The organism is Bacillus cereus ATCC 14579 (genome assembly GCF_000007825.1).
GTDB lineage: Bacteria > Bacillota > Bacilli > Bacillales > Bacillaceae_G > Bacillus_A > Bacillus_A cereus.
On sequence record NC_004722.1, the window covers coordinates 4376073 to 4391481 of the forward strand.

Sequence of the window (15409 nt, forward strand, 5' to 3'; positions counted from 1 at the left end):
AAATTGAAAATTTAATTAGTGGGGATTTTTTCCTATATAAATCCGATTTTTACGATATAAAAAAAGACTGCCGTATTTCGGCAGTCTTAATCGATAAATTCAAATTCATATTCAAGAATTTTTACAATATCTCCGTCTTTTGCACCACGTGCACGAAGCGCTTCATCAATACCCATTCCGCGCATTTGACGAGCGAAACGACGTACAGATTCATCACGTGAGAAGTCTGTCATCTTGAATGTTTTCTCGATATCGTAACCAGAGATAACAAACGTGCCATCACTTTCACGTGTAATTTCAAATTTAACACCTTCAGTATCAAATTTGTACATTACACTTGTATCAGACTCATCCGCAACTTCATGTATTGGGAATTCTGGTGTTGTTTCTATTAAGTTCGCTACTTCAAACAGTAAGTCACGAACACCTTGTCTTGTTACAGCTGAGATTGGGAAGATTTTTACTTCGTCTCCCACTTTCTCTTTAAATGCTTGTAAGTTTTCTTCTGCATCTGGCATATCCATTTTGTTTGCAACAACAACTTGCGGACGCTCAGTTAAGCGAAGATTGTATTCTTTCAATTCATTATTAATCGTTACGTAATCTTCATATGGATCACGGCCTTCTAAACCAGACATATCAATAACATGCACGATTACACGTGTACGCTCAATATGACGTAAGAATTGGTGTCCAAGTCCGACGCCAGCATGTGCGCCTTCAATTAGTCCTGGAAGGTCAGCCATAACGAAGCTGCGGTTATCACCAGTTTCAACAACACCAAGATTCGGAACGATTGTTGTGAAGTGATACTCTGCAATTTTCGGACGCGCTGATGATACAACAGATAATAATGTAGATTTACCTACACTTGGGAATCCAACAAGTCCAACGTCTGCTAGTACTTTAAGTTCTAGAATAACATCACGCTCTTGACCTGGTTCCCCGTTCTCAGCGATTTCTGGCGCTGGGTTCGTAGCTGTTGCGAAACGTGAGTTACCACGGCCACCACGGCCACCTTTTGCAATTACAGCAGTTTGTCCATGCGTTACTAAATCGGCAAGAATTTGACCAGTTTTTTCATCTTTTACTACTGTTCCTGGCGGAACCTTTACAAGTAAATCTTCAGATTTACGTCCGTGCTGACCTTTACTCATTCCGTGCTGACCGCGATCAGCTTTGAAATGACGTTGGTAGCGGAAGTCCATTAATGTACGTAAGCCTTCCTCAACTACGAAAACAACATCTGCACCTTTACCTCCGTCGCCACCTGCTGGGCCACCTTTTGGTACATACTTCTCACGACGATACGCAACCATACCATTACCACCGTCGCCGCCTTTTACATATATCTTGACCTGATCTACAAACATTATTTCACCACACTTTTTTCAATTGGTTGTAATATAACTGAGACTTCTTCGTCTCGCACTGTATAAGAAATGGAATACCATTTATTGTTTTGGGTCGCAAGCCAATTCTGTAGTTCTTCTACACTCGTTAGCTTACCACGAAAATCAAAAAAGAAACGAGCATTATCCGCGTCACATTCAATTGTGATACAAACATAATTTTCAACATATACGTCTAAACTATGCTGAAGCATCGAGAAAAATTGATTCGTCCATGTACATACAGTCTCATCTAAGTGAGATAAGTTATGCAATTTCCCTAATACTTCGTACTCCAATAAGCACGGCTGCTGTTTCCAATTATATGTTAAAATCCACTCTGAAAATAAAGGCATTGATAGCCCCATCAGATTGGATTCTTGTCTCGCTTCTTGGACAAAACGATCGATGAGACTATGAATTTCTTCCACTTTTCCAAGGGAAAGGTTTCCTTTCACCATCTGCATACGATTGAGCCAGTCATGTCTTGAATGGCGCAATGCATCTATAATTGTCCATTTTTCATTCATTTAGATACCCCTTAATATAGAAAAACTCTAACCTGCACTCAGGTTAGAGTTTTCCGTGAGTTCTTATGCTTCTTGAGCAACAGGATATACGCTCACTTGTTTGCGGTCACGACCAAGACGCTCAAAGCGTACTACGCCGTCAACTTTCGCGTATAAAGTGTCATCGCCACCACGACCAACGTTAACACCTGGATAAATTTTTGTACCGCGTTGACGGTAAAGAATTGAACCACCTGTAACCGTTTGACCATCTGCGCGTTTAGCACCAAGACGTTTTGACTGAGAGTCACGACCGTTCTTTGTACTACCTACACCTTTCTTAGATGCGAAAAACTGAAGATCTAATCTTAACATACGTTACACCTCCTGCACTTTTTCTATTAAACGGATATACTTTCCGTAATCAAGTTCGATCGTCTTAAGCGAAACAACTAATCCTTCTAAAAGCGTTTGTGCTTTTTCTGCTGCATGAACGTCTAAATCATTAGGCAATTCATACGTTAAGAATCCGCCATCACTTCCGAGTTCAATAGTTGCTTGCACATTACAAAGCTCTTCCACTGCATTTATAGAACCAAACACAACCGCTGTAGTTCCAGCACAGACAAGGTCTTGTCCATGTGGCGCATAATCGGCATGTCCAGTCATTTTAAATGATTGGATACTTCCTAATTTCGTGCGACTTATCGTAATTTTAATCATGTTAACCAGAATTAAGCGTTGATAGCTTCAACAACTAGCTTAGTGTAAGGTTGACGATGACCTTGTTTCTTACGATTGTTCTTTTTCGCTTTGTATTTGAAAACGATGATTTTCTTAGCGCGACCTTGTTTTTCAACTTTCGCAGTAACTGTTGCACCTTCTACAACTGGGCTACCAACTTTAACGTTTTCGCCACCAACGAAAAGAACTTTGTCAAAAGTAACAGTTTCACCAGCTTCAACATCTAATTTTTCAATGTAGATTGCTTGACCAGCTTCAACTTTAATTTGTTTTCCACCTGTTTCGATAATTGCGTACATACTTGCACCTCCTCTTAATTACTAAGACTCGCCAAAAACGAGGTAGACATAAATGCCTTTAGGGAACCTGTCTTGTGCGGTTGTAGCATATAGCCGTTTAGGTGCTATAAACTATAACATAAAGATGTTATCATGAATCATAGACGGTTGTCAATAAATGTTCTGCTAACTATTTTTTCCGTTCTACAATTTCTTTTTTACTTCCAAAACGAACGATAGCATACTTTTCGATAATATCATCTTTGAAATAAATTTCAAATGGAATATTTTTTTGTAATCCTTTTTGCAAAAACTGTTTTTGCAGTTCTTTAGGCGCAGCGATTAATACTGCTTCATCTTCTATATTGCCATATGTGATTAGTTCTCTCTCTAACTCATACGCAATTGTTTCATGCGACATCACATAACCCGTCGCTTTGCAAGGTACACACTCTTTTAATAATACGTCCCGTAAAGAATGCTTTTTACGTTTACGTGTCATTTCCAAAATCCCTAGCTCCGTAAAGCCGAGCACCCTTGTATATGTTCGGTCATCTTGCATAGCAGCTATGAGACATTCTCTTACCTTTTCTTTATCTTCTCTTTTTTTCATATTAATAAAATCAATTAATATCATACCACCAATATCACGAAGTCTTAATTGGCGTGCAATTTCTTCAGCGGCTAGCTCATTTGTGCGAAGTACTGTATCTTGTAAATTTTGTTTTCCCGTAAACTTGCCCGTATTCACATCAATTACAGTCATCGTCTCCATTTGTTCTACAATTAAATAAGCACCATTTGGAAGCCAAACAATTTTTTGGAGTGCTTTCTCAATCTCACGCTCTATTCCAAAATGGTTAAACATCGAAGACTTTTCATTATAAAAAGATACTTTTTCTTTTCCAACTTTGTCTTCTAATTCCTTTACTATACTTCTTGTATCTACAACTACTTTTTCAATTGTTTCAATTGGGTTCTCTTGAAATACACGATCTAAAAAGGTCGCCGGTCGATGAAGTAATAACGGCACCTTTCCTTGACCCTCTTTTCTTTTTAACTCTTCATACAACTGTTGTAATCCTTGCATTTCAGCTTGTATTTCTTCAATTGCTCCTTTTTCAGAAGCAGAACGGAAAATGTACCCCCCCGTTCCCTCTATTTCAATTTGGAGTAACTGTTGTCTTCTTTTATTATTTTTTATTTTTCGAGAAACAGCGCGCATCTCATCAAACGGCATATAAACGACATATTTCCCGGTAAATTCTATATTCGCTGTCAATTTAGGCCCTTTCGTATCAATTGCCTCTTTCACAACTTGTACGAGTATCGCTTGCCCTTCATGTATACGATAAGAAGATGGTACATCATCGTATGAAAGGTAAGCATGTTTTTCTAAACCGATGTTTACAAAAGCTGCATTCATTCCAGCAATTGTTCTTACGACACGTCCAACATAAATATGCCCAACAATCTCTTGCTCTTCATTACGTTTCCATAAAAACTCAACAATCTTTTTCTTCTCTTCAATTGCAACGCGCTTTTCCGAACCAGCATAATTCACATATAACGTTTTCAAAATTATTTCCTCACTTTATAATCTTCTTTGCTTTTACAATAATAAAAGGTTAGTGCTATCGTCAACACTAACCGATTAATTCTTCAACTGATGAAGTTGTTCGTTTTTCAGTAAAATATGCATAGAGCAATTCATTTTCATCCAATGTGTAATGCTCTTTATATTTTCCACGGACGATAATAGAATGCTTATATCCTCTACGAAATTTTGTGAAGATCGTATATAAACGATCTTCCGTTTGCACTTCAATAGGTGCAATCTTTTCGATTCCTCTTTTGTTTCCATAATAACGTTCTAATAAAAAACGCATAAATGCATACCGTCTTTGTTTCCACTCTTGATATAATGACACTGCTAAAAATATGAGTAGTACCCACATCATAATATTGTTACTATTCCAAAGTAACTGCCATCCTAATATTACACTAAAAAAAACACATGACAATTGCATCATCTTTTCATGTGCTTGTAAATAAGGGAAACGATATGATAATACATTAAACAATACTTTCCCGCCATCTAACGGCCAAATAGGAAGTAAATTGAATGCTAAAATAATTATATTATTCCACATGAAGAAATAATATAAATCTGCATTCAGCCAACCAGCTTTGAACAACATATAACCTACCAGCATCATCCAAACATGTTGAATCGGTCCTGCAATTACGACAACAAGTTCCTCTTTCAATGACTTATTACCATGTTCCTCAAGCTCGGCAACGCCACCAAACGGCAAAAGCTGAATTCTTTTTATACGCCAATTATAGTGTGCTGCTGCAAAAGCATGCCCAAGTTCATGAATAAGAACAATACAAAATAACAGTAGTAACTCTTTAAAACGCGCAGTAAAAATACCAATGACAATAATAACCCAAAATAATGGATGCACGGAAATTTTCGTTAAAACGTCCCTATATTTAATCAAATGATATCACCTGGATCGGATCAATAAATTTCTCATTCTTTTTTATCGCGAAATAAAACTTTCCATTTTTATCATTTGTATCATTACTCACCGTTCCAATTTTTTGTTTCTTTGAAACGTAATCATATAATTTCACTGACATATCGTTTAAGTTTGCATACCATGACTCCGTACCATCTGCATGTTGAATTTGAACTGTATTTCCAAGTTCCTCTTTCTTGCCTGCAAAAACAACTAACCCTTCATTTACTGACTCCACTTTTGCATTTGTAGCTGTTTGGACAAATACACCTTGGCCATTTTTTTGAAACCCTTGCATTACCTTTCCAGAAGCAGGAATTGCATAATCTTTTTGCTGAATACTTCCTTCTTTTTTCTCGTTCGGCGAATAGAATACAAGCGGTTTTCCAAATTGCTTTTCGTACCATTTCGCTACAGTAGCAAACTGAAATTCCTCTTTCATCACTTTTTCTGTAACAGCTTTAGCTCCATTGAATGAAGAAGGAGCATTCTTATATAAAATAGCAACCGAAAGAACTAATATTGCTGATAATAAAACTTTGAAGAAAAAGACTTCCTTTCGAAATAAAGGATGCATTTCCTTTTCTCCATCTTCAATAAATACTGCTTCACTATCAAAATTCCCTCCGTTAAAATACTGCTCTTCCTCCATCCTTTCTTGCTCGGCCTTCCTTTTTGCAATCCGCTTTTTAATTTCTTCTACGCGTCTATTCTTCATACTGTCTCCTTTCTTTCGTTAAGCTAATTTCATTAGAAACAGTTGTATACAGTTTGTACATATGTATGAGCTAAGAAAGAAAGATATTCGTGTGAAGAAAAAAGAAAGCACCTCGCATATGTGCGAAGTGCTCTTAACGGATTCCAAAGAAGTTTTTCACCTTTGCAAATACCGATACCTTTTCTTGTTCAAATGCTTGTAATGGTACATTCTCACCTAACAAGCGTCTTGCAATATTACGATAAGCCAACGCTGCTTTTCCGCTTGGTTGCAACGCCACAGGTTCACCTGTATTTGTAGCTCGAATAACTTCATCGTCATCTTCGACAACACCAAGAAGCTCGATTGACAATGTACGTACAATTTCATCAACATCTAACATATCCTGTTCATGAAGCATATGACTACGTACACGGTTAATAACAAGTTTGGGTGGTTCAATATCCTCTTTTTCTAAAAGCCCAATAATACGATCCGCATCGCGCATTGAGGATACTTCTGGAGTCGTAACAACGATTGCTTTATCCGCACCAGCTACCGCATTTTTAAATCCCTGCTCAATCCCCGCAGGACAATCGATTAATATGTAATCATAATCTTGACGTAATACTTGTATTAATTCATCCATTTGTTCAGGTGTTACCGCTGATTTATCACTCGTTTGTGCTGCAGGTAATAAATAAAGATCATCAAAACGTTTGTCTTTAATAAGAGCCTGAGGTAAACGGCAACGCCCTTCAACGACATCAACAAGATCAAATACAATACGATTTTCCAGCCCCATTACTACGTCTAAATTTCGAAGACCGATATCTGTGTCAATTAAGCACACTTTCTTTCCAGATAACGCTAGGGCCGTACCAATGTTCGCAGATGTAGTAGTTTTACCTACTCCGCCTTTTCCAGATGTAATTACTATTGCCTCTCCCACAGCTATACAATTCCCCTTTCTAACTTTGTTAAATTAGGTCTAAGATGAGTGAGAAGTTGCAGGCGATCGACAACAATGTGATTGTTCTCATTAATATACGCACATTCTGCCGCCTCCGCTCCGTCTTCTTTCTCTTCCGGAGCCCGCATTGCCACATCACTAATTCGAAGTTGCATCGGGTTCATAACAGATGCAGCGATTACAGCATCCGAATCCCCATAATACCCAGCATGTGCAATTCCTCTTAATGATCCTACGACAAAAATATTCCCCCCAGCGATAACCGTTCCGCCTGGATTAACATCTCCAATTAACAACAAATTTCCTTTTACATGTAAAACTTGTCCAGAGCGAACAATTTTGGAAATAGGGACAATTTCTGTTTCTTCTTTCCAAGCTATTGCTTCTGCTTTAGTGATAACATCACTTTCAATTGAATCCACAACAAGATTCTTTTTATTACGAATTAACGTACGAATCTCTTCTTGTTGGACTTCTGTTAAATAACGATTTCCTACTTTCACATGCACTTCAATTAAAGAGCGCCCATCACCATCGTAGTAATGTGTAGAAAGTTTTTCGTCTAATTCCATCAATAATTCTGAGAATGAACAACAATCATCTAAATGAAGCGTTATCCCATCTTTTGTCCCTTTTATCGTTACATTTTGTTGCTTTTTTTCTTCCACTAAAGTTCACCCCACCGATTCAATTCGACATAAAATTAGAAAATCCTTTTTTCTTTTTCTTCCATCGCTTTTGAAAGACGCACTATATATCGTCTCAGTGGGAAACAAACTATCAATAAGAAAATAGCATTTAACAATAAAGTAGAAAGGAGACGATCTGTGAAAAAGACATACGCTGGCATATGAGTACGTCCTAATAAAGTTAAGAATCCATACACATAATACTCTAGTGCTACAACGCTAGCTAATATGATAGAAACAACAATAAATAAATTCAATTGTAGTACTTTCATCACACTATATACTAAATAAGCTAAAATCGGATAAGCAAAAATATATATCCCGACAAGTTCTGTGTATACGGTATCAAATAAGAAGCCAAATAATAGTCCGTAATAAATCCCTTGGACCGGACTATAATACACTGTAATAAAACATAAGACGATTATAAAGAAATGCGGTGCTGCTATGCTGTCTTTCCAAAATACATCCGTTGGAACAACAGTAGCAAACATATTTTCAAATAGAAACACAAAAAGGAGCAAAAGAGGAAGAGCTGCTCTTTTTAATATCTTCATCATCTCTTCTTCTCCTCCTATTCTAATGGCGCTGAAGGTGTTGCACGTTTAGCAACCGTAATATGCTCTACGTCATTTAAATCAGCGGCAGGTTTTACATAAGCTGTTTTTGTTAAGCCATATGCATCCGGCTGAACTTCAACGATTTTTCCAATTACAAGACCTTTCGGGAAAATATCACCCAGTCCAGATGTTACAACTAGTTGATCTTTCTCTACCGGTGCATCAGAGCCAATCTTTGTGAAAAGAAGTAATTGCTTTTCTTTGTCATAACCTTCAATCAATCCAAAGATTTTCTCTTGCCCTTGTACAATAGCAGAAACGCGATTTGTTCGGCTCATAGAACTTAGTAATTCTACTGATGCTGTAAACTGAGATACACTTTTCACTCTTCCAACTAACCCTTGTGAAGTTACTACAGCCATATCTTTTTTAATTCCTTGCTGTGCCCCTTTATCAATTCCAATTAAATCGTACCATTTATCTGGATTACGAGAAACAACAGTAGCTGGAATTTCAGTATACCCGCTATTTAACTCTTTTTTACCAGTTAGCTCTTGTAACTTCTTGTTATCATCTTCTAATTGTTTTACTTTCCCTGATAGACCTGCATAATTATCTAATTTTGCTTTTAATTCTTTATTCTCTTCATACGTGCGCTTTACATCCTCTACATTTTCGAAGAATCCAGCTACGTATTTCGCTGGCTTTTGGAATACACGTTCTACAACACCGACAGTATCTTTAACAAACTGCTCTGGCCATGTTAAACTGTTCCGTTCTTTCAATGAGATTCCAATCAATGCCACGAGAAGAATAATACTAACCAACAAAACAATTAATCTTTTGTTTAAGAAAAACTGTGGCACGTTCACACCCTCTTAATTTCACTGATTTTTATTTTGCAATATTATCGAGCAGCAGTTTTGAAAAGATCGATATTGTCTAATGCTTTACCTGTTCCAATTGCTACGCAATCTAATGGATCTTCTGCAACAAGAACTGGCATTTTCGTTTCTTCACTAATTACTTTATCTAAATTACGTAGTAATGCCCCGCCACCTGTTAATACGATACCGCGGTCCATAATATCAGCCGCTAATTCAGGTGGAGTTTTTTCTAACGTATTTTTAACTGATTCTACAATCGCATCTACTGTATCTTTTAATGCATCTGCAATTTCTTCTGGCTGAATTAGTACTGTTTTTGGTAAACCACTTACTAAATCACGACCGCGAATTTCCATAGGCTCGATACCTTCTGGCTCGCCTGCAGAACCAATTTCTAATTTTAATGCTTCAGCTGTTCTTTCACCGATCATTAAGTTATAGCTTTTCTTAATGTACTGAATGATTGAATCGTCCATATCATCACCAGCAACACGGACTGACTGGCTTGTTACAATACCACCTAGAGAAATAATTGCAACTTCTGTTGTACCGCCACCGATATCAACAACCATACTACCAGTTGGTTCCCAAACAGGTAAGTTTGCACCAATTGCTGCTGCAAATGGCTCTTCGATAGGATAAGCATCACGAGCACCCGCTTGACGAGTCGCATCGATTACTGCACGTCTTTCTACAGCTGTAATACCAGATGGTACACATACCATTACATACGGCTTACGTGAGAAGAAACCGTTTGATTTTTGAGCTTGTTGAATGTAATATTTCATCATTGTTGCAGTTGTTTCATAATCAGCAATTACACCGTCTTTCATCGGGCGAAGTGCCACAACGTTCCCTGGTGTACGACCAATCATTTGTTTTGCATCGCTACCTACAGCAACGATTTGTTTCGTATCAGTTTGTAACGCAACTACTGAAGGTTCACGTAAAACTACACCTTTTCCTTTTACATATACAAGCGTGTTCGCAGTTCCTAAGTCTATTCCAAGATCGCGAGTAAATCCACCAAATCCAAACATATTATTTATCTTCCTTTCTTGTTTTCACGGACTCATTTTTTCTTACTTTATATTATAAAAACAGTACGTTTTTTATATCTTTATCCTTTTTGTAGATAAATTTCTACAAAAAACTCATAAATCACATTATAAAACAAAATAAGTAAAAAGCATAGTCTTAAATATGACCTTTTTCCTTTAAACTCACGAATTTATGGTCACCTATTATAATATGATCAAGCACTTCAATTCCGATAATCTGGCCGCATTCTACTAAGCGTTTTGTTACTGCAATATCTTCACGGCTCGGCGTGGGATCTCCTGAGGGATGGTTATGAAGACATATAGGTACAGTTTTGGCCAAAATTAATTTTATCTCTACATTTATTATATAACTCCATATTTATCAATGGTTTATAGGTAAGAGCATTTCGACCATCCATTTATCCCCAAGGGCAAAACAGTTTACTACGCAGTATTTAATAACCTGTTCAATTAATGTAATATATTTTTAAGGGGGTATTTAAATGAACAGCAATCTAACAAATTACCGATTTGTCGTCAAAGAAATACCTATAAAAGAAACAATACAAGACTTAATTGTTACAAATAGAATTATTGCTATTGGAATCCAGGATAAACAAACGGGCATTACAATACCTCATCCACTAACAGATTTTATAAGAATTAAATATGCATACATGGGAAAATCCCTAAACTCACAAACAATACCAGCCTATATCGTTTGTCGTTTTCTGAATTTTATATATTATAAAATAAAGGAAGGGAACGACTTTTTCCTATCACTTCAAAGTAAAGGGATTAGGGGCCTCACCCTTAGTCATGGAAGTAAATATATTTCACACTTAACATTATGTGGACTTAAGCGTTCTACAGTACTACAGCACGAAGGGATATTAACTAAGTTTTATCTATATTTACAAGAACTGGATTTAATTGACCAACACTTTGAAGTAAAATCAAGAACGGATGCTAATGGTAATCCTATAATTGAATCGTTATTTAGACATGCGAGCCTCCAAACTAGATTCCCTTCAAAAGATACAATGAAGAAAAGAACTGCAAAGTTAAAAGATTTCGGTGTAAACAGATACTCTCTTACTGCGCACTTTATTCAAGTAGCACGAAAAGTAGCACCTGACATTGCCTTTGGTGTTTGCTTACAGTTCTATGGCGGCCTACGAAAAGGAGAAGTTGTAAACATCACTAGAGGAGATATCTTTGCTTCTACAAGAGAAAGTCTATCTGTACAAATCCAGGATAACCGAAATAAATTATTCTCACACTTAACAGATACAAAAAATGAGTACCCAAAGCGATTAAATTACCTTAAAACCCATTTAACTAGACAAAGCGTATTAGATAATGATCTGGTATGGGAAGTGTACGAAGAACATACAAAAATGCTCGAAATTAAACAAAAGGAAATAAAAAATCCTTTTGCTTTCTTCATTAATAAAGATGGAAACGCCATGTCTGGAAAAGTATACGAAAAAAGATTTAAAAAGATAAAAAAGCATTTTCTTGAATCTTTATTAGCAGCCGAACGATATGATGATTACAGGCTATTTAGCGACTCCTACTGGGGGACACATATAGGAAGAGGTATTTTCACAAATTTTTTGATGGACATGGGATTAAGTATTACTCAAATCGCTATCGGGCGTGGTGATAGAAGTATCCACTCCGCAATGGACTATGTAGATGAAAAACTAACAATAGAATCTATAAAAGAAGCAATGGATGAAATCAAAAATATCCCTATTGAACGTATTGGATTTATTGAAGATAATCTTGTTAAAAAAATTTGGAAAGATGGTGTACTCAAACGTGAAAAAAGATTTAGTTACTATTAACTCAGTAGCAACAGATCCTGAATTTAAACACTTGAACATGAGTCGATTCAAATTACAAAAACTTGAAAAAGAAGGGTTTATTACTATAAAAAACGAGAACAATACCCCTTTCGTATCAATATCAGAGATAAAAAAATATATAAAAATTGAAAGTGAAATACAGGAAAACTACTTATCCATTCATTCATTTATTGAACAAGTATTTCACGTAAGAAAAAACGGGAAAATTACCCACTATAAAGAAGGACTTATTAAAAATAAAGACCTATTGCTAATTGATTTTAAAGTATTTAGAAACAAAGAGTATATAAAAAAAATTGACATGCTACGTTTTTTAGAAGAATTTATACACAGAGATGATATATTAAAACAACTTAACCTATCATTACACGATTACCATATGATCTTAAGAAAAACAGATATAAATGAGGTAAAGATAACTATTAAAAACCCATTCATTTCAATCAGTGATTTCAACATACTCAAACAAGCTGCTGTAAAATACAATACCACCTCAAATGAATTTACATGGTTAATTGGGGCTAGGGTAGTTAAGGATGTTAAGTATAGTCATGTAGCAAAAAAAGTAGAGACCTTAATCAAGATAGCGAAATTGGGGCATTTTAAGTACTTCTTTGATACCGATAATAAGTTCTTCGTTGAAGAGAAATCATTCGTAAAGTACGCTAAGTTAGTAGGTGAACTACAACAACATTATTATAAACTCACAAAAGTTACTAGATTATTTGGTATAAAACAATTTACAATTTCTCAACTACAAGTTAATTTCATCCCAAATCTTCTTCATATATGTAAATCTGTAGGAATTAAATACAAAAAATTCGAAATACCAATTGAGAGGGAGTTTATATTTATTGAACGTACCGGGTTGGATCTATTCTTTGAAAAATATATTTCAAACAATGACATAGTACAGGAATATCAGATAACTCACAGAGACCTTAACTACTGGGTTGGAAAAAACAATATAAAAAAATTAACATTTCACTACACATTATCCTATTATTTCAAACAAGATATTGAACACTTATTCGTTCATACTCCTCAGCTTTCACTTAGCAACACCGAACCCAGGGCGCCCTTTAAGATTAATAGCTATTATACATTAAAAGAAGTCAAAGACATTTTAAATGCAAATGATACAGAACTCCAACAAATTCGAAAGGAAGAAAATCTAGATTTCCTTTATTACAAAGACACTACAATATACCTAAAAACAGATATTAACCAATTAAAGCAACTTCAAGAAGAAGCAAAAATAAAATATTGTACTCCACAATACCTTCGAAATAAAGGTTATTCTCAGCATGTTGATAAGTATTTCACTAAGTACAAAACATCTTATTTAATTAAAATAGCTTTAAATAGTAAAAATCGTCGTAGCTTTGTTTATTTAAAATCCGAAGTAGATGCCTTTATTAAAGAAGATACAATTAAGCAACAAATCGCTCAATTAAACTACAGTAAACCAACTGATTCCTTCTTAACTCAACTAGATATATATGAGCTCACATTCCCTACAAATTGTTGGCATACACAGAATCAATGGATGAGCTATTGTATCAATAAATTGAAACTATCTAAGGCACACAAACTAACAGTTGAAGCAAATGTATCTCAACTAGTAAAGTGTACAAGGCACCTCATTAATTCACTAGGAAATCAAGAACTCTATCTCAAATCTTCTAAAGAAATTAATCTTGTATTATTTAATGAGCAAATCCCTATTACACATCAGTTTGTTTTATATGCATTTATAAATAGCTATTATAATGAATTAAAAGTTAATAGCTTACCAACGTTCAACTTAAAAATGATAAAAAATCCATATGCCACAAAATCAAAAAAGAAAGATAAAGATATTTATGAATACGAACAATACCAACTTTTATTCGATTATGCAAATAACATAACATTACACAAAACTAAGGCGATCAATGATGCTATTAATAAAATCAATGACTATAAATACCAAAGAAAGCACAACACATTAAGTAAACATTACGCTTCTTCATGGTTATATATACTAATTCACTTAAACAATGCTTGGCGACACAAAGATGTATGTGAAATCCCCAGTGTTGATTTAAAACTAATTCATATAACATCTCTAGAACAATTCAAAAATCAAGAATTGAGCATCGAAGATGCTCAAAAGGTTATCACTCAACTTATTGCAAAAGATTTAACCGTCTCAAAAACACAAGTAACTAACCGTTTTTTTTGCTCAAGAGATCTTACAATTTCTTTAGCAACAGCAGTAATTATATGTCAACTTGTAGCAAATGAGTGTTTTCCAATACGTAATCATATTATTGATTTCGGAAATAAACATCAACACTTTACTGAGACGGCTCAAAAAGCTTTCTTTAAAAATTTTAGTGATTCGCAGTTTATTTTTGAAAATAGGAAAATGAATAGAACCTTATTATCATTTATGTATATTTTACTTCTTCAAAAAGGACATGGAGGAGCTGCACTTGAAGTCGCTCAAAGATTACGTGCACATGCAGACTTTGAAACTACTAATATTTATATACACATCCCAGAAAGAGAATTAGATCATTTATCTCGCCAGCTATTTCAAAGAAAACACTTTGGATATATTACTAACCTTTTTGCGGAAGTACTTTTAGGAGAATCAAATAATCGCGAACAGAGAACACATGAAATTACTGTATTAAATGAAAAATTTAAGGATATTTACCAGATAGAAGCTACATCTGAATTTATTAATAATGTTCTATCAGAAAAAAGATTAATTGGTGACATGATTTTTAACATTGGAAAGGAAGCTGTCATAGATTATTTATTCAAACTAAATTGTAATGTACTTCCTAGCCGAGAGGAACATATCCAATGCTTGGTATCAGAAACAGGCTGTATCTACCCAGCAAAGAGCTGCAAACAATGTGTATATGCTATCCCTAACTTTTATGCACTTTCCGCAATTACAGAAAGTATTAGTTCCCATTTAAAAAGCTTTACAGAACAATTTGAAAACACTCCCTATAATACTGAACGGATAAAGTTAGCAAATCTTTTATACATGGAGATGGATATATTACACGATGCTTGTGTTTCATTTGGAAAAGAAGAAGTATTCCAGTTTTTCGAAAAAAAACAAGAAGGCTATTTTGAGTTATTGGCTTTATTAGATAATCTAGAACTCGAAAAAGACATCGAAGAATATCTCACCTATGTCCCTACAACACAGTACGAATTATAGGAGGATA

General features: G+C 35.3%; 15 protein-coding genes, 1 pseudogene and 1 other annotated feature. Of the genes and pseudogenes, 2 read left to right on the forward strand and 14 right to left on the reverse strand.

The window, feature by feature from the left end:
- Positions 1–86: 86 nt before the first annotated feature.
- The 14 genes and pseudogenes from obgE to BC_RS22210 form a co-directional block, all read right to left on the reverse strand.
- Positions 87–1373 carry a GTPase ObgE gene (gene obgE / locus BC_RS22150; RefSeq protein ID WP_000497128.1) on the reverse strand — a complete coding sequence of 429 codons (1287 nt, stop codon included), beginning with the start codon at positions 1371–1373 and terminating at the stop codon, positions 87–89.
- Positions 1373–1921 (reverse strand): sporulation initiation phosphotransferase B, encoded by a 549-nt coding sequence (locus BC_RS22155; RefSeq protein ID WP_001003584.1) that lies wholly within the window; start codon positions 1919–1921, stop codon positions 1373–1375. Before BC_RS22155 ends, obgE begins: the two co-directional genes overlap by 1 nt.
- A 63-nt stretch (positions 1922–1984) precedes the next feature.
- A complete protein-coding gene (rpmA, locus tag BC_RS27880; protein WP_000944958.1) occupies positions 1985–2275 on the reverse strand; it encodes a 50S ribosomal protein L27 in 291 nt (96 codons plus the stop codon).
- Positions 2276–2278: 3 nt separating this feature from the next.
- Positions 2279–2623, reverse strand: coding sequence for a ribosomal-processing cysteine protease Prp (locus BC_RS27885; protein ID WP_001973720.1), 345 nt, complete (start codon positions 2621–2623; stop codon positions 2279–2281).
- A gap of 11 nt (positions 2624–2634) precedes the next feature.
- Positions 2635–2943, reverse strand: coding sequence for a 50S ribosomal protein L21 (gene rplU, locus BC_RS22165; protein ID WP_000270907.1), 309 nt, complete (start codon positions 2941–2943; stop codon positions 2635–2637).
- Positions 2944–2957: 14 nt separating this feature from the next.
- Positions 2958–3035: a sequence feature (ribosomal protein L21 leader region), on the reverse strand.
- A gap of 77 nt (positions 3036–3112) precedes the next feature.
- The gene (locus BC_RS22170; protein WP_000855491.1) at positions 3113–4501 is read right to left on the reverse strand and encodes an Rne/Rng family ribonuclease; all 1389 of its coding nucleotides are present in this window, start codon (positions 4499–4501) and stop codon (positions 3113–3115) included.
- A gap of 67 nt (positions 4502–4568) precedes the next feature.
- Positions 4569–5429 carry a stage IV sporulation intramembrane metalloprotease SpoIVFB gene (gene spoIVFB, locus BC_RS22175; RefSeq protein ID WP_000599058.1) on the reverse strand — a complete coding sequence of 287 codons (861 nt, stop codon included), beginning with the start codon at positions 5427–5429 and terminating at the stop codon, positions 4569–4571.
- Positions 5422–6168, reverse strand: a complete 747-nt coding sequence (gene spoIVFA, locus BC_RS22180; RefSeq protein WP_000797471.1) for a stage IV sporulation protein SpoIVFA — start codon at positions 6166–6168, stop codon at positions 5422–5424. The genes spoIVFB and spoIVFA overlap by 8 nt, the downstream gene beginning before the upstream one ends.
- Before the next feature lie 133 nt (positions 6169–6301).
- On the reverse strand, positions 6302–7099 hold the full coding sequence (minD, locus tag BC_RS22185) for a septum site-determining protein MinD (protein WP_000503309.1): 798 nt from the start codon (positions 7097–7099) through the stop codon (positions 6302–6304).
- Between the two features lie 2 nt (positions 7100–7101).
- Positions 7102–7788 (reverse strand): septum site-determining protein MinC, encoded by a 687-nt coding sequence (minC, locus tag BC_RS22190; RefSeq protein ID WP_000391521.1) that lies wholly within the window; start codon positions 7786–7788, stop codon positions 7102–7104.
- Between the two features lie 35 nt (positions 7789–7823).
- Positions 7824–8369 carry a rod shape-determining protein MreD gene (gene mreD, locus BC_RS22195; protein ID WP_000975766.1) on the reverse strand — a complete coding sequence of 182 codons (546 nt, stop codon included), beginning with the start codon at positions 8367–8369 and terminating at the stop codon, positions 7824–7826.
- A 14-nt stretch (positions 8370–8383) separates the two neighbouring features.
- Positions 8384–9235, reverse strand: a complete 852-nt coding sequence (gene mreC, locus BC_RS22200; protein WP_001135485.1) for a rod shape-determining protein MreC — start codon at positions 9233–9235, stop codon at positions 8384–8386.
- Between the two features lie 41 nt (positions 9236–9276).
- Positions 9277–10296, reverse strand: a complete 1020-nt coding sequence (gene mreB / locus BC_RS22205) for a cell shape-determining protein MreB (RefSeq protein WP_000466736.1) — start codon at positions 10294–10296, stop codon at positions 9277–9279.
- A gap of 157 nt (positions 10297–10453) precedes the next feature.
- Positions 10454–10621 (reverse strand): annotated as a pseudogene (locus BC_RS22210) (JAB domain-containing protein); the annotation flags it as partial.
- A 181-nt stretch (positions 10622–10802) separates the two neighbouring features.
- Between BC_RS22210 and BC_RS22215 the strand changes: the two are divergent.
- On the forward strand, positions 10803–12152 hold the full coding sequence (locus BC_RS22215; RefSeq protein WP_001087647.1) for a hypothetical protein: 1350 nt from the start codon (positions 10803–10805) through the stop codon (positions 12150–12152).
- On the forward strand, positions 12127–15402 hold the full coding sequence (locus tag BC_RS22220) for a hypothetical protein (RefSeq protein ID WP_000710987.1): 3276 nt from the start codon (positions 12127–12129) through the stop codon (positions 15400–15402). The genes BC_RS22215 and BC_RS22220 overlap by 26 nt, the downstream gene beginning before the upstream one ends.
- Positions 15403–15409 lie beyond the last annotated feature (7 nt).

Excerpts from the sequence above, each read along its gene's own strand:
- obgE (WP_000497128.1), bottom strand. The coding sequence starts at position 1,373 with ATGTTTGTAGATCAGGTCAAGATATATGTAAAAGGCGGCGACGGTGGT.
- BC_RS22155 (WP_001003584.1), bottom strand. The coding sequence starts at position 1,921 with ATGAATGAAAAATGGACAATTATAGATGCATTGCGCCATTCAAGACAT.
- rpmA (WP_000944958.1), bottom strand. The coding sequence starts at position 2,275 with ATGTTAAGATTAGATCTTCAGTTTTTCGCATCTAAGAAAGGTGTAGGT.
- BC_RS27885 (WP_001973720.1), bottom strand. The coding sequence starts at position 2,623 with ATGATTAAAATTACGATAAGTCGCACGAAATTAGGAAGTATCCAATCA.
- rplU (WP_000270907.1), bottom strand. The coding sequence starts at position 2,943 with ATGTACGCAATTATCGAAACAGGTGGAAAACAAATTAAAGTTGAAGCT.
- spoIVFA (WP_000797471.1), bottom strand. The coding sequence starts at position 6,168 with ATGAAGAATAGACGCGTAGAAGAAATTAAAAAGCGGATTGCAAAAAGG.
- mreD (WP_000975766.1), bottom strand. The coding sequence starts at position 8,369 with ATGATGAAGATATTAAAAAGAGCAGCTCTTCCTCTTTTGCTCCTTTTT.
- mreB (WP_000466736.1), bottom strand. The coding sequence starts at position 10,296 with ATGTTTGGATTTGGTGGATTTACTCGCGATCTTGGAATAGACTTAGGA.
- BC_RS22215 (WP_001087647.1), top strand. The coding sequence starts at position 10,803 with ATGAACAGCAATCTAACAAATTACCGATTTGTCGTCAAAGAAATACCT.